The following is a 15,081-nucleotide window of genomic DNA, read 5'->3' as shown; positions in this document are numbered from 1 at the left end:
CTTGCCCAAGCGCCTTTCGCGCGGCCGGCCCCTCCAGCGACGTCTCGCCGCACGCCGGGCGGGTTCATGCCGACTGGTCAGTCCGCGCATGGGCCGCCGCGGTCTCATCAAGAGCCGCGCGAATGCCATCAACCATGTAATCGATCTCTTTAGGGGCGATGACGTAGGGCGGGCAGATTGCCAGCACGTCGCCCATGTTGCGGATCATGACTCCGTGCTCGCGGCACCGCCGCTCGACATCGGTGCCAATTCGCAGCTCCGGCGCAAAGGCGCGACGGGTGGCGCGATCCTCGACGATCTGGATCCCCGCTATAAAACCGCGGCCGCGGACCTCGCCGACCAGTGTATGGTCGTTGAGCGCGTCCGCGAGCGCTGCATGCAGATAATCGCCGAGACGGCGCGCCTGGCTCACGAGATCGATCTCGCGGTAGATCCTGATCGCCTCGGCGGCGACGGCGGCTGTCACCGGATGGCCGGAATAGGTGAAACCGTGGCCGAACACGCCGACCTTGTGGGCCTCGTCGGCGACGCACTGGTAGACCTTGTCGGAGATAATGACGCCGCCAATGGGCAGATGACCGGATGAAAGCCCCTTGGCGACCGACAGCATGTCCGGTTCCATGCCAAAAGTCTGGCTGCCGAACCAATTTCCGGTGCGTCCGAAACCGCAGACCACCTCGTCGGCCAGCATCAGAATGTCGTATTTGCGCAGCACCGCCTGAACCTTTGGAAAATAATTCTCCGGCGGTACCAGCACGCCGCCGGCGCCCATGACTGGCTCTGCGATCATCGCGGCAATCGTCTCTGGCCCCTCCGCCAGGATCAGGGCCTCGAGTTCCTGGGCCAGGCGCGTGGCGTAGTCATGCTCCGCCTCGCCCGGCAGACCGTCGAGATAGTGGAACGGCCGCGCGGCGAATATGACGGGAAGCGGCGGCAGGTTGAAGGACTTGTGCATGTGCGGCAGCCCACTCAGCGCCGCGCCCATGATCGTACTGCCGTGGAAGGCGCCAAACCTGCTGATGATCTTGCGTTTCTCCGGACGTCCCCGCGCGGCCTGGTAATACCAGGCGAGCTTGACCATCGTGTCATTGGCTTCCGAACCGGAGCCGACCAGAAAGACGCGCGCGTGGTCGAACGGCGCCAACGCGGTAAGCTGTTCAACGAGTTCGACGGTGGGCTCATTCGAGCGGTGATTGAAGGTGTGATAGACGGCGAGCTTGCGCATCTGGCGGTCAGCAGCGGCGGCCAGCCGGCTGTCGCTGAAGCCGAGCGAGGCACACCAGAGTCCGCCCATGCCCTCGATATAGCGGTTGCCCGCGTCATCCGTGACGGTCGCGCCTTCGCCGGCCACGATCGTCAACGGACCATGATCCTCATGCAGGCGTGGATCCGTTTGGGAATGAAAGTGCCTGGCCATGTCCAGCACGCGCGATTCGTTGTTCATCAAAATTCTCCTTGCGACCAGATAGGCGGTTGCTTCGGCGAGGAATATCTTATAACTTATAAGTTGTCGAGAAAAAATGATCCTGAGAGTGACGTCCAATGGCCAACGCACCCACTCCTTCAAACAACACCCTGCCACCCGACGCGGAGCGGATCGCCCTGTTGCGCGACAGGGCAGAGTTCGTCCGGCTCGAGACGCTGCGCCTCATCCAGATCGCCAAGGTGGGCCACTATTCGTCGGTGTTCTCCTGCGCGGAAATATTCGCCACGCTCTACTACGATGCGATGCGGCTGAGGCGCGGCGAGCCGCAATGGCCGGATCGCGACCGCTTCCTGATGGGCAAGGGACATGCCGCGGTCGGCCTTTACCCGCTGCTGGTCGACTGGGGCTTCTTCTCCAAGGACGTCCTCGATGGCTACACCCGGCTCGGCAATCCGCTTGGCGATCATCCCGACATGCGCAAGGTGCCCGGCGTCGATTTCAGCTCCGGCTCGATCGGCCATGCCCTGTCCGGCGGCCTCGGCATGGTGCTTGGCGGCCGTGCGGCCAACCGGCGCTTCGATGTCTATGTCCTGCTCGGTGACGGCGAGATGCAGGAGGGCCAGGTCTGGGAAGCGGCGCTCTCCGCCGCCCACCATAAGGCCGGCAATCTGATCGCCATCGTCGACCGCAACGGATACCAGCTCGACGGGCAGGTCGACGACATCATCGGCATCGAACCGTTGGCCGACAAATGGGCGGCGTTCGGCTGGCAGGTGCACGAGGTCGATGGGCACGACGTCGTCGCTCTCGCGACGCTGCTGCGACAGTTGAAGGCCGAGGCAGACCGCACCCGGCCCGTCTGCATCATTGCCAAGACCTCCAAAGGCAAGGGCGTTGGTTACATGGAAACCGAACCCGGCTGGCATCTGGGCTATCTCGCGCCATCGGACGAGGCCTTGGCCGCCGAAGAGATCAAGCGTGGAGGCAAAACACAATGAACGGCCCGATCGATACCAACTCCTGGCAGTACCGCCAGATCAACGCGCGTGCGCCTGGCCTGAGTTATCTGGCCAACGCGCTCATTGATCTGGTCGAAGACGGTTATCCGGTCGTGGCCGGTACGGCCGACCTTCAATATTCCAACGGGCTGGTGCGGTTCGCGCAACGCTTTCCCGAACGCTTCACGCAATTTGGCATTTCCGAGCAGAACATGGTTTCGGCTGCTGCCGGCATGGCCAGCACAGGCGCCATGCCGTTCGTCGCTACATTCGCTTCTTTCCTGGCGCTGCTGTGCTGCGAACAGATCAGAACCGACGTCGCCTATTCGGCTCTGCCGGTGCGGCTGATCGGTCATCATGCCGGTATTTCACTCGGCTTCTACGGCACCTCCCACCATGCGACGGAAGATCTTGCCATCATGCGAAGCATCGCCGACCTCACGGTCGTCGCGCCGGCTGACGGCCCGCAACTGGCGGCCGCCGTCAAGGCGTCTGTCAATCATGCCCAGCCAATCTACTTCCGCATTGGCCGCGGCCAGGAACCGCTGGTCTATGAAGACGACGGCGTCGACTTCCAGTTCGGCAAGGCGATCGTTCACGGCGAAGGATCGGACCTGACCATCATCGCCTGTGGCTCGATGGTCCATCCCTCAAGGGAGGCTTACCGCGCGCTGCGCGCGGCGGGCAAATCCGTCGGACTGATCGACATGCATACGGTGAAGCCAATGGATACGAAGGCAGTGCTCTCGGCCGCGGCTCACTCCCGCTTCATTCTAACCATCGAGGAACACAATATCCTGGGCGGTCTGGGCGGCGCCGTGGCGGAAATCCTGGCGGAGGCGGGCAGCCCGGCACGGTTGATACGCCATGGCATCCGCGACGAATACAGCCTGATTGCGCCGCCAACGCATCTCTACAAGCACTACCGGCTGGACGCGGCGGGAATCGAGGCCACCGTTCTTGAAGCCCTCGGCTGAGCCGGCGGACCATAGCCATGCACGGACATTCCGATGACCGATCAGAATAACACCGCCCGACTCATTGAGCGCGCCGGTGCGGTGATGCCGGGCGGATTGCTCAGCCCGAGCCGCAGGCTCGGCGCGCCGCATGTATTTGCCCGGGCGCAGGGTGCGTTTCTCTACGACGTCGACGGACACCAGTACACCGACTTCCATTGCGGCTTCGGCGCCAACGTGCTTGGCCACTGTCATCCGGCGGTGCGCGAACGCATCGCTGCGGTCACGCAGGATATCGATCTTGTCGGTGCGGGAACGATGCGGCTGGAGATCGAGGTGGCGGAGGCGCTGGTCGACTGCATCCCTTGCGCGGATCTCGTCGCCTTCTGCAATTCCGGATCGGAGGCGACCTATCACGCCCTGCGCCTTGCCCGCGCCGCCACCGGTCGCAAGCGCATCATCAAGTTCCAAGGCGGCTATCATGGCTGGCACGACTATGTCGCCATGAACGTACAGTCGCACGCGCAGGCGATCGGCAAGTACGATCCCATCAGTGCTGGCATCCTCGAGGATGCCGCCCGTCACACCATCGTGCTGCCTTACAACGATGCCGGCGCCGTCGAGGATTATCTCAAGGCCAATCCAGGCGATGTCGCGGCGATCATCATCGAGCCAATCGCTCACAATATGGGGTCGGTGATCGCGACGGATGTTTTCCTGCGCGAGCTGCGTCGCCTGACCAGCGATCATGGTGTCGTGCTGATCTTCGACGAGGTCATCACCGGCTTTCGCCACGCGCTCGGCGGCTATCAGTCGATCGCCGACGTCACGCCTGATCTCGCGACCTTCGGCAAGGCGGCCTCGTCAGGCTATCCCGTTGGCGTGGTGGCCGGTCGTCGCGATCTCATGGCGCTCGTCGGCCGGACCGGGGAAGGATCCGTGTTCATGGGCGGTACTTTCAACGGCACGCCGTCGACGCTCGCCGCCATGCAGGCGACGATTGAGGAGCTGTCGAAACCAGGCTTCTACGACCGCCTGTTTGCCCTCGGCGCTTTCATGCGCACGCAGCTGGATGGCATTATCGATCGCCTCGGCCTGCCCGCGCAGAGCGCCGGGTTTGGCTCGGTCTGGCTGATCTATTTCCTCAGCGGTCCTTACCGCGACTACCAGGACTTGCTGGGCAACGACGATGTTTTCGATCTTGCATTCCGCAGAGAGATGGTGGCGAACCGGCTGATCGGCCAGCCGCTTCCGCTCAAGCGTCTCTACCTGTCAGGGAGCCATGACCGGGCGACAGTCGAGAAATCGCTGGATATCATCGAGACAATCCTGCGCAAGCTCTCCGCTGGGAAACCCGCCAGCTCCTAGCCATGTTTCGCAACGGACTTATAGGATATAAGAGCGTCTCGCACTATCCGTTGTCGATTCGGTGCGGCCAAGATTGCAGCGGTGGACCATGAGCACGATGCAGCCAATCGAGCAAGGCAGTCTGTCGGCGAGAACTTATATCTCGCTGCGCGAAGCCCTGATCGCCGGCAATTTCCGGCCCGGCGAAAGACTGTTGATGCAGGATCTGGCGCAACGGCTGGGCACCAGCGTCACGCCTGTGCGCGAGGCCTGTTTCAGGCTCGTCAGCGAGCAGGCGCTGGAACTGCGGTCAGGGCGGTTCATCACCGTTCCAGAGCTGACCCGGTCGCGTTACTGGCAGGTCCGGCTCATTCGCATCGCGCTCGAGGGACTAGCGGCCGAACTCGCCGTTGAGCATGTTTCGGAGAAGGACATTGCAAAACTGGTCGAGATCCATCGCGATTTCGTGGCCGGCGAAACGTCCGGCGATGCTGACCGCGCCCGTCGCGCCAATCGTGAATTCCACTTCGGCGTCTACCGCCTGTCCAAGATGGATATGCTGATCGCGCAGATCGAAAGCCTGTGGGTCTCGATGGGCCCTATCCTTAACGTGTATTATCTGCAGGCCGAGAACGATTACATCGGCGCGGAGGAGCACGAGACGCTGATCGAAGCGTTCCGGACCCGCAACAAGAAGGTGGCGCGTAAGGCGATCGAACGCGACATCGTGCGCGGTGGCATGAACCTGTTGCGGTATTTCGACGAGCAGGACGCGGCCGCCAAGCGGGCGTGATCGAAGCCGCCGGTCATTTGCTGGCGACCTCTCTTCGCGCTGGCTCAGGCCGCCCGAAGGCGCGCGGTGGCATCCTGGTCGACGGCCCAGACGCCCTGCTCGGCGTCCAGCACCAGGGCAACCTTGTAGGACTTGCGAGCCGCTTCGCTTGTTAGCCAGCCGCGGCCAACGCTGGCCGCGACACGGCGGACATCGCGCTTGGTCGGGTCGCCGTAGCCGCCGCCGCCACAGGCAACGAACTCGATGCGCTCGCCGGCGCGGCACGCCTCCTCATGGAAGGCCGGCAATTCCACCAGCTTGCCATCCGTGCCGCGCTTGGCACTGCGACTTGCTTTGGCGTCACCGCCGCCCAGCACGCCACGCGGCGGAAAGGTTGTGCCATCGGCCGAGTAGACCAGTGTCATCTCGTGGTCGACGGGATAGAAGACACCGCCCACCGCGGGAGCGCCCTCGAACTCGCCAATGCCTTGGGTATCCGCCACCACGCCGCGCGATTCAATGATGATGGGATACATGGATTCGTCCACTTCCACGGAATCCAGCGCGATCAGGCCGCCATTCGCCGGCCCGCAATATGTCAACCAGCCGTCATAGCCGTGACGCGCGCCGCCGCCGGCGTAGCCAATGAAGACCTGGTTGACGTAGGGCTGCCCGTCCTTGAACGGATCCTTGCCCGAAATCACCCCGATCCCCGCCGGCAGGTGCGAGCCGCTCTCGGCCTGGCCATAGGGTTCTCCCATCGTCGAGAACACGCAATTGCCGGCGATGATCAACCGGTCGTTGACATTGGTGGTCGCCACCGAGGTGCCTACTGGGTAGCGGGGCTTGCCAACCACGCTTCCCTCCCGCATCAACACCTTGATCCGGCTCTTGGCGCCCTCGTTGTGCGGGATGCCGTCGTCGAGATTGTTGAAGACGCCAATGCGGCACGAGCCCGTGCAGGTGTTTTCCGACAGGTTGAGACCGCCAGGGACGTTATCCATGTTGTCACGCACGTCGACCGTGATCTCGCCGGCTTCAGGGTCGACATCGATGGTGATCCGGACCGGGATGCCCTCCTCCGCCACGCCGGGGACCGGGTCATGGCGGACCTCGTAGGAGAACTTGCCCTTCGGCAATTTGGCGATCTCGGCCATGGCGCGACGCGCACCGTAGTCGAACCAGTCCTCGACGAAATCCAGCAGCGTGTCGCGGCCGTATTTTTCAAGCAGTTCCAAGAGACGGCGTCGACCGGTCCTGCAGGCGCCGATCTGGGCTCGCACGTCGCCCAGCCAGATGTCTGGAACACGGTTGCGCATCATGCCGATGCGCAGGATGTCCTGCTTCTCCCGGTGCTGTTCGACCACACGCACGCAGGGAAAGTGGATCCCTTCCTCATAAACGTTCTTGGCAAATGGCAGATAGGTCGAAGGTGTCGGCGCGCCAGTATCGGCGTGATGGGAAAGCGCCACGGCCCAGAACAGCGGCTTGCCGTCGAAAAAGATCGGCATCGCCATGATCAGGTCGGCATGATGGGTGCCGCCAGTGTATGGGCAGTTGTTGAGGAAGATGTCGCCGTCGGCGATATCGTCGAACAACTCCGTTATCGGACGGGTCGCCAGATCCATCGACATGACGTGGATCGGCAGCGCGTCCTCGGTGGAAACGAGGCGGTGATCATAGGTCAGGATCGCACAGCTCAGGTCGCGGGCGTTCTTGATCACCGCTGAGCGGCTGGCCCGCATCACGACCAGCGTCATTTCCCGCACCACCGCCTCGAACCGGCTTTTGAGAACCGACATCAGGAACGGATCGACGCGGCGCGTTGGCGTCTCCAGGCGAATGACAGGTGAATTCATTTTACGATGCCTTGTTCGGGAAGGTTTGAGTCTCAATCGACTGTCACGACAATGTTGCCTTGCGGGTCCACGCGCCCGCGATGTCCGTCCTTCAGGAAGGCGGTGAACGTCGTCGCCTCAACCAGGCATGGCCCATCAAGCGCCGCCCCCGCGCCCAGCTGGTCCATGTCGTAAACAGGCAGAGAGCTCGTCCCCCGGGTTTCGTGCAAATAAGCTGACCGATGGGTCTTGGCGACCGGCGCCGTCGCCTGGTCGGCCAGCCTGAAATCCTTCCAAGCATCCTGATTGGCCCGCTTGCCCACCGCGCGCAGCTTCCAGTTGGTGAATTCGACAATGTCGCGGTCGGATCTGATCGAATAGATGCGTTCGTGCATCTGATGAAACGCTTCGACGAGACTTGGGAGTTTTTCCGCTTCGAGGCGCGCCTCATTGGCCTCGAAATGGACCTCGATCTCCCAGGACTGGTACTCGTAGCGACCAAGAAAGGAGAACTCGAAACGCCGCAGCTCGGGCTCAACGCCGGCCTGTTCGAGGAATGCTTCGCCCGACACCTTCAACCGCGCCAGGATGTCGGAGACGCCGGCGGCGTCGAAGCGCCGGGTCGAGGTCAGGAAAACCGCGCTTTCCTCGCGCGTGATATCAGAGATCAACCCGCCGAACGCGCTCAGCCCGGCCATGAAGCGCGGGATCATGTAGCGTTTCAAGCCCAATATGTCGGCCATCTCGGCGATGTGGATGGCGGTCGCGCCGCCGCCGCAGACAAAGAAACTGTCGCGTGGGTTTATGCCCTCGCGAATGGTGATTTCCTCGATGGCCCCGACCATGTTGTGGTTGCTGGTGGTCTGGATGGCGTAAGCCGCGTCGAGCAGCGGGATGCCGAGCCGCGTCGCGATGCTCGCGACCGCTTTCTCGGCCAGATCGCGGCTGATCTTGATCCGGCCGCCGAGAAAATAATCCGGGTCAATGATGCCGAGCACGACATTGGCGTCGGTGACCGTCGGCGCGGTGCCGCCCGCTCCGTAGCATGCCGGCCCCGGCCGCGCGCCAGCGCTTTGCGGCCCGACACGAAGCAGGCCGCCATCGTCGACCCAGGCAATCGACCCGCCGCCGGCGCCAACCGATCTCACATCGACTTTCGCGATCCCCAGCGAGTCGTCGTGGATCATGCTGTCCGGGGTGACGATGATCTGGTGGTCACGCAAAGCCGAGACGTCGAAGGTGGTGCCGCCCATGTCACCGACGATGACGTTGGCTTCGTCGCTCAGCGCCAGCGCGGCCATCGGCGCCAGCGTCGGCCCCGACATGACGCTGTAGATTGGCCGCCGCAGCATCTCGGCGGGAGGCATCATTCCACCGACGCAGTTGGCGAGCAGCAGCTCGCCCTGGAAACCCGCCTGCGAAAGTGCTTGCCGCAAGTCCTCGATGTAGGTGCGCACGATCGGATTGATCGACGCGTCGATAGCGGCCGCGATGATGCGCTTGTACTCGCGCGACATCGGATTGACTTCATGGCTAAGCGTGACCGGGATCTCCGGCCATGCCTGCGCGATGATATCGCGCACCGTTGTTTCATGGATGGGATTGACGACCGACCAAAGCAGACCGACCGCTATCGCTTCGACCCCATAGCGCCGGAAGTCGGCTATCGCCGCCTCGACATCGGATCTCGACAGAGGCGTGAGCTCCCGCCCGCGCGCATCGACGCGGCCCCGCGCCGTCTTCGTCAGGTGGCGCGGGACATAGGGCTCGGGATAGTCGAGCCGCCACTGGAAGGCGCCCTTGCGCGGCCCCTCGCGCAGGACGAGGATGTCCTGATGTCCTTCGTTGAGGATCAATCCGACCTTGACGGTCTTGCGCTCGACCAGCGCGTTGGTCGAGACGGTCGAGCCGTGTACGATCAAGTCGATCTTGGTCATGAACGTCGCGGGATCGAGCCCGTATCCGGCCGCCGCCACGTGCAGCACGTTGATGAATCCCTTCTCGAATTCGCCGGGCGTGGTGGGCGATTTGAAGATCGAGATTTTCCCACCGGGCTCGGAAACCAGGCAATCGGTGAAGGTTCCGCCGATATCGATGCAGACTTGATAAGCCATTTAAGGTCCGAAGCTGTTAGCGTTTCTTGTGATCGCGGCCCAGTATCAGGCTGGCCAGAATGATGAGGCCCAAAAGAACCTGCTGCAGATAGCCGTCGACCTGCATGAGATTCATGGCGTTGGAAATGACCGTGATGAACAGGGCACCGAGCAGAGCCGCCGTGACGCCTCCCTCGCCGCCGGTCAGCCGCACGCCACCGACCACCGCCGCCGCTATCGATTCCAGGGTCAGGTTGCCGCCAAGGTTGGGCTCGCCCGACCCGGTGCGCGCGGTGAGCAGCATGGCGCCAATCGCGGCCAGCAGCGAGCAGACCACGTAGTCGATCGCAACGACACGTCCGGTGCGAACGCCCGCCGCCTTCGCCGCGCGCGGGTTGGCACCGATGAGATACAGGCCGCGGCCGAACACGGTGAAGCGCAGGACCAGGAACAGCAGTGCGAAACACAGCGCGGCGAACACGATGGGCACCGGAATGCCGATCACCCGTCCCTCCGCCAAGGCCTCCGTGAAGGCTTCGGGAATGCCCGGCACGGGAAAGCCGCCGCTGACGGTTGCCGCCAGCGCCATGACAATGTTGGCCATGCCGAGCGTCGTCACGAGTGGATTGATGCCGATACCGGCGATGAGGAAGCCGTTCAGCCCGCCGATCAGCAGCCCGACGCCGAGGCCGGCGGCGATTCCCCACAGGATGGGCATATCGCCGGTTCCGGTCATCACCATCGCCGATATGACGCTGACGAGCGAGACAGTAAAACCAAGCGACAGGTCGAAGCCGCGCGTCAGCAGCACCATGGTCTGCGCCATGGCGAAGAGTGCGAGATAGCTGGTCTGGATCGCGATGTTCCAGAGATTGCCGCTTGAAACGATGCGCGGGTCGAGCAGACCGAGAACTAGCAGGGCCAGGAATACGAGCCCCGGCAGCTTGGCCTGCGCCGCGAACTGGCGGATGTCCGGGCGAGCGCGGTCAAGAACAACCGGAGCCGCCATGTCTGGACGATCAGACATTGGCCCGCCTCCCCTGAACAATTCGGTCGAAAGCCAGTGCGCCGATGAGCACGGAACCGAGAACCAGCGTCTGGAATTTGCTGTCGATCTGCGTGAGGTTCATCGCATTGGCGATGATTGAGAGGCACAGCGCCGCCATGGCGACGTTCTCGGCGCGGCCTGAGCCACCGCGCAATGAAACGCCGCCGATCACCGCCGCTGCGATCGTCTCCAGTCCCAGCGTCCCGCCGATCGTCGACTGGCCAGAACCGATGCGAGCGGTGATCAGCACACCGGTGAGCGCGGCCAGAAAACCGGAGAGCACATAGGCGGTTATCAGCACACGGTGTGTGCGCACTCCCGACAGCCGGGCGGCGCCGACATTGCCGCCGACGGCGTAGAAGTGGCGCCCGAGCGCGGTCCGACGCTGCAGAATGATGGCGATGGCGATCACCACGATCGCCAGCAGCAAGACCGGCGGCAGGCCAAGCACCTGCCCTCGCCCGATGGCATCGACGAAGGCGTCGGAAACGCCATAGATCGGGATACCCTGCGTGTAATAGAGCGTAATTCCCGCGACGATCGACAACGATGCCAACGTCACCATGAAAGGTGATAGGGAAAGCCGCGCCACCAGCGTTCCGTTTACCAGGCCAACACAGGCGCCGCTGGCCAAGGCCAGCGCCACCGGTACCAGCAGCTGGAGCCCATCCGCGTCGGGCATCGCGGCCATCGCCGCGGCCGTGACCACGGACGCCAACGCCATCGTGGCGCCGACCGACAGATCAAAACCACCGGTGGTCATGACGATCATCTGGCCGATCGCCGGAACCGCCAGGAAGGAGAAATTGCGCAGGACGTTGAGGATGTTCAGGCGGTTCAGAAAACGCGGTTCGATGATCGCGGCCGCCGCCGCGACCGCGACCAGAAGCAGGATGACGATCCCGCCTGTTTCCAGAAAACGGCGCCGCAGCATGTCAGGGCTCATGCTGCCTCCGTGGCGCCGGTTTGGGCGTCGAAATAGTGACGCAGCACGGAGGCTTCGGTGATGCCGTCGGCTTTGAGTTCGGCGACTATGCGCCCTTCACGCATGACGTAGACGCGGTTGGCCAGGTGAACGAGCTCCGGCAGTTCGGACGATGACAGCAGAATGGCCGCGCCATTCTCCACCAGGCTTTTCATAAGCCGGTAGACCTCGCTTTTGGCGCCGACGTCGATGCCAACCGTCGGTTCATCGAAAATATGGACCGAGACTGGGCGCATCAGACCGCGCGCCAGCACGAGTTTCTGCTGGTTTCCTCCCGAAAACGACGACGCCGCGCGTTCCGGCGCCATAGGTCGCAAACCCAGTGTCTTCAGCGGCCCGGCTATCGCCCGGCGCTCGCGCCATGACTTGAGCAGTCCGGCGTGGGACAGTCTCGGGTCGTCAAGCGCGGCCATGGTCACGTTCTCGCGGCCCGGACGGCCAAGCGCCAGTCCCTCGGCGCCGCGATCAGCTGGATAGTAACAAAGTCCAGCACGCAACATGCCGTGCGGGACTGGCGCTCTTACCACCGCGCCATGGAGTTCGATCTCACCGGACGTCACCCGCTCCAGGCCGAACACGGCCCGGCAAAGTTCGCTACGACCGCAGCCAACCAGGCCCGCCAGGCCGACGATTTCTCCAGCCCTGACCGTGATGGAGGCATCTGACACGCTACCGGAGACACGCAGCCCTCTGGTCGCCAGCACGACCTCGGCGGGGCGCTGGCTGATTGACGGGTAGATTCGCTCGACCGGCTGGCCGACCATCATCTCAATGAGCGCAGCATCGGATGCCGCGGCGATGGCCACGGTATCGATCTTACGCCCTCCTCGCAGCACCGTGACACGATCCGCGAGCCGACGGATCTCGGCCATGCGGTGCGACACATAGATAATGCCGACGCCCCGGGCCTTGAGACCCGCGATGGCGGCGAAAAGTTTTTCCGCTTCACCGTCGGTGAGCGACGCGGTCGGTTCGTCCAGGATGAGTATCTTGGCATCCGAAAGCATGCCTTTGGCAATCTCGACCATCTGCTTTTGCGCCCGGGTCAGCGTTTCGATCTTGCTGTCCAGCTCGACGTGAAAGCCAATTTCGCGGAAGCGTTCCTCGGCGCGGGCGCGCATCGCGCGCCGGTTCAGGAAAAGCCGCCCTTTCAACTCGCGTCCAAGAAACAGGTTCTCCTCGACCGTGAGGTCGGGGACGAGACTAAATTCCTGGAACACTGCCGCGACGCCGGCATCGCGGGATTTCTGTGGGGTCAGCGCGGAAACGGTTTGGCCGTCGATACGGCACGAGCCTTCGGTCCAGCCATACGTTCCCGCTATCAGGTTGATGAGCGTCGACTTGCCGGCGCCGTTTTCACCGAGAAGGGCATGGACCTCACCGCTCAACAGCGAGAAGTCGACGCCGTCAAGCGCCACCACACCCCCGAAACGCTTCGTCATACGCGTAAGTTCAAGCATCGCTGACACCACCGAACTCGAAGCAAAACGGGCGGCAGGCCAAGGCCGAGGTCTACCGCCCATCGAAGATGTGGCTATTGTACCGAAAATTCAGGCTTCCACCCATCGGGCGCGAAAATCTGCGTCGGGTCGATTTTGTCGACGTTGTCCTTGGTCACGATACCCGGCGCGACCAGCAGAACCTTCTCATAGTCCTTCTTTTCCAAGGCGCGCACCGCGAGGTCGACGCTGATGCGGCCCATCATCACCGGATACTCGGCGGCAAAGCCAAGCACCTTGCCTTCCTTGACCAGCTTCAGCATCGTCTGGTTCTCGTAAGACGACATGATCACGACATCGTCGCGGCCAGCGTCGGCGACGGCGCTGACGGCCGCTTCCGCCGCAGCAGCCCCGCCCCAGATGACATTGAGATCGGGATAGGTCTGCAGGGCGTCCTCGATGAGGCGCAGGCTTTGCGGAACGCCGGGCTCACCATAGAGCTCGGCCGCGAGCTTGATGTTGCCGGTTTTGATGCTGTCGCGAAAGCCCGCCATATAGCTCTCCGCCCAACCCGATCCCTGCGGACCCGGCAGGCCGATCGCGGTCGTCTTTTTGTCGCCGAGATACTTCTTGAGGTACTCACCCTCCTGAAAACCCTTCTGGTAGGTATCGGGAGTGATGCGCGCGGTGATCGGAGTTTCCAGAATGGGATTGGCGACGGCGATCTGGACAAGGCCCTTGGCGTCGCCCTCCTTCAGCTTGGCCGCCAGACCGGCTTCCGAGATGGCGGCGACGAGGATACTCTGGGCACCGGATGCGACGCAATCGTCGTATTGCGACAGCTGCTTGGGCAGCGCGTCATAGCCGCCAGCCTGCAGGACCGTCACTTTGACACCCAGGCGCTTTGCTTCCTCAACGATACCATAGTCGACCGAGACCCAGTAGCTGTCCTTGAGGTGCGGAAACAAGACGCACAGGTTCCAAGGCTTCTCGGCCTTTTCCAGCGGCACATAGTCGAGTGCCTCGACTTTTTTCAGATCGCCGCCTTTGGCCGCGTTGATCTTGAAGGGCCACCAATCCTTGGCCTGGGCGGCGTTGGGCAGGACGGCCACGCCGGTGACGAAAGCCGCCGCGAGGATGGATCGGAAAGCGTGATTCTTGGTCATGTGATTCCCCATTTTCGTGTGTTCCCGGGTCCGGAGCCGGCGATTTCGCCGGCTCCGCGGTCTGCCTTGGGAGCAGAGGCTTGCTGGCGGATCGTAGTACCGTCTAGGCGAGTTCGCCTTCAGGGCCATCCGCGCCGTTGTTCATTTTCACAGCGCTACCGTACTACTTATAAGTTATAAGTCAATAGGGTTTTCATTAGCCGGTGCTCAGCCGGGAAAGTGTCTTCAATCGCGGTTTCGCTGCCTCGACCGGGATCACAATCCATTTGACGAAAGACGAGGTCGGAGACAGCAGCCATGCAACTGGCCGCGGCGATGTGGGCTTCCTCGCGACCGACCGGTATGCGGCTTGTCGATCGAGTTGCCTGACATCAAGCGCCGGCGAATAAGTCAAAGCGATCAGCGTGGCCTTCGAATACAGAGCCATTGGTCAGCAGCCGCACTTCGCTATCGACCAAATCGTCATAGTGTCTTTAGGGAGGAGATGTGCCCAGTGCATTCGCGTGCTGCAACAGCCGCGCTGAACCGCACCGCAGCGTGCCATAACACGCTGCGGTCGGATGATTGTTGAAATGACGGTTCCCCGCGCACGACCGTGCCGCTTTCCAACTTCTCTCGTCTGGCGCTTGCCAGCCTGAGTTCTTCCTAGAGGTCGGCGCCCGGATTGCGGGTGTTGTCTTGCGACTTCATTCTCCCGGCAGCCGGGCAAAGGCCCGCAACGTGGAGGCTTCTAAATGGAACGCGGGTTCCCGATGCTTAGTGGGTGGTGCTGCTTGAGCAGGGGCAGGGCAGCACAGCCTCCGCCGGCAAGCCGTCGCGGCCGGTTCCCTTGATGGCGTGCCGGCGCAAGTCCCGCGTCACCAGGCTCGCAAATCGCGATGCACGTCCAGCCATTGCGACATGGTTTTGCCAGCTGAGAGGCCGATCCCGTGTGCGGCGAACAGTCGAAACACTGATTGGTCGGTGTGCGTTCTTGGCGTATTGTGCAGCACTTCTGGCATTACTGGCCTTGC

At 62.8% G+C, this 15,081-nt stretch carries 11 protein-coding genes and 1 pseudogene; 4 read left to right on the top strand and 8 right to left on the bottom strand.

What is annotated here, in order from left to right:
• Positions 1-64: 64 nt before the first annotated feature.
• A complete protein-coding gene (locus tag NKJ18_RS27245; protein WP_352793957.1) occupies positions 65-1,444 on the bottom strand; it encodes an aminotransferase in 1,380 nt (459 codons plus the stop codon).
• A 98-nt stretch (positions 1,445-1,542) separates the two neighbouring features.
• On the opposite strand from NKJ18_RS27245, the gene NKJ18_RS27240 reads away from it, so the two are divergent.
• The 4 genes from NKJ18_RS27240 (at position 1,543) to NKJ18_RS27225 (ending at position 5,520) form a co-directional block, all read left to right on the top strand.
• Positions 1,543-2,424, top strand: a complete 882-nt coding sequence (locus tag NKJ18_RS27240; protein WP_023768618.1) for a transketolase — start codon at positions 1,543-1,545, stop codon at positions 2,422-2,424.
• The gene (locus NKJ18_RS27235) at positions 2,421-3,401 is read left to right on the top strand and encodes a transketolase family protein (protein ID WP_023747620.1); all 981 of its coding nucleotides are present in this window, start codon (positions 2,421-2,423) and stop codon (positions 3,399-3,401) included. The genes NKJ18_RS27240 and NKJ18_RS27235 overlap by 4 nt, the downstream gene beginning before the upstream one ends.
• 33 nt (positions 3,402-3,434) lie before the next feature.
• The gene (locus NKJ18_RS27230) at positions 3,435-4,748 is read left to right on the top strand and encodes an aspartate aminotransferase family protein (RefSeq protein WP_023768619.1); all 1,314 of its coding nucleotides are present in this window, start codon (positions 3,435-3,437) and stop codon (positions 4,746-4,748) included.
• An 88-nt stretch (positions 4,749-4,836) separates the two neighbouring features.
• Positions 4,837-5,520 carry a GntR family transcriptional regulator gene (locus NKJ18_RS27225; RefSeq protein WP_023737066.1) on the top strand — a complete coding sequence of 228 codons (684 nt, stop codon included), beginning with the start codon at positions 4,837-4,839 and terminating at the stop codon, positions 5,518-5,520.
• Between the two features lie 44 nt (positions 5,521-5,564).
• Here NKJ18_RS27225 and NKJ18_RS27220 read toward each other — a convergent pair whose 3' ends face one another.
• The 7 genes and pseudogenes from NKJ18_RS27220 to NKJ18_RS27190 form a co-directional block, all read right to left on the bottom strand.
• Positions 5,565-7,358: a hydantoinase B/oxoprolinase family protein gene (locus tag NKJ18_RS27220; RefSeq protein WP_023768620.1), complete on the bottom strand. Its 1,794-nt coding sequence runs from the start codon at positions 7,356-7,358 to the stop codon at positions 5,565-5,567.
• A 32-nt stretch (positions 7,359-7,390) separates the two neighbouring features.
• Positions 7,391-9,451, bottom strand: coding sequence for a hydantoinase/oxoprolinase family protein (locus tag NKJ18_RS27215; RefSeq protein ID WP_352538807.1), 2,061 nt, complete (start codon positions 9,449-9,451; stop codon positions 7,391-7,393).
• 16 nt (positions 9,452-9,467) lie between these two features.
• Positions 9,468-10,457, bottom strand: a complete 990-nt coding sequence (locus NKJ18_RS27210) for an ABC transporter permease (protein WP_352443109.1) — start codon at positions 10,455-10,457, stop codon at positions 9,468-9,470.
• Positions 10,450-11,424 (bottom strand): ABC transporter permease, encoded by a 975-nt coding sequence (locus tag NKJ18_RS27205; RefSeq protein ID WP_352443110.1) that lies wholly within the window; start codon positions 11,422-11,424, stop codon positions 10,450-10,452. Before NKJ18_RS27205 ends, NKJ18_RS27210 begins: the two co-directional genes overlap by 8 nt.
• Entirely contained in the window at positions 11,421-12,923 is a 1,503-nt protein-coding gene (locus tag NKJ18_RS27200) for a sugar ABC transporter ATP-binding protein (RefSeq protein WP_352760697.1), read from the bottom strand. The genes NKJ18_RS27205 and NKJ18_RS27200 overlap by 4 nt, the downstream gene beginning before the upstream one ends.
• 74 nt (positions 12,924-12,997) lie before the next feature.
• Positions 12,998-14,068, bottom strand: a complete 1,071-nt coding sequence (gene torT / locus NKJ18_RS27195; protein WP_352538809.1) for a TMAO reductase system periplasmic protein TorT — start codon at positions 14,066-14,068, stop codon at positions 12,998-13,000.
• A 476-nt stretch (positions 14,069-14,544) separates the two neighbouring features.
• Positions 14,545-15,050, bottom strand: a pseudogene (locus NKJ18_RS27190) (ISNCY family transposase); the annotation flags it as partial.
• Positions 15,051-15,081: the final 31 nt, after the last annotated feature.

The sequence above is a fragment of the Mesorhizobium sp. M0217 genome, assembly GCF_040321955.1.
In the GTDB taxonomy this organism is placed as follows: Bacteria; Pseudomonadota; Alphaproteobacteria; order Rhizobiales; family Rhizobiaceae; genus Mesorhizobium.
Note: the sequence above shows the minus strand (reverse complement) of the source record. Positions and strands in the feature narration are given on the sequence as shown.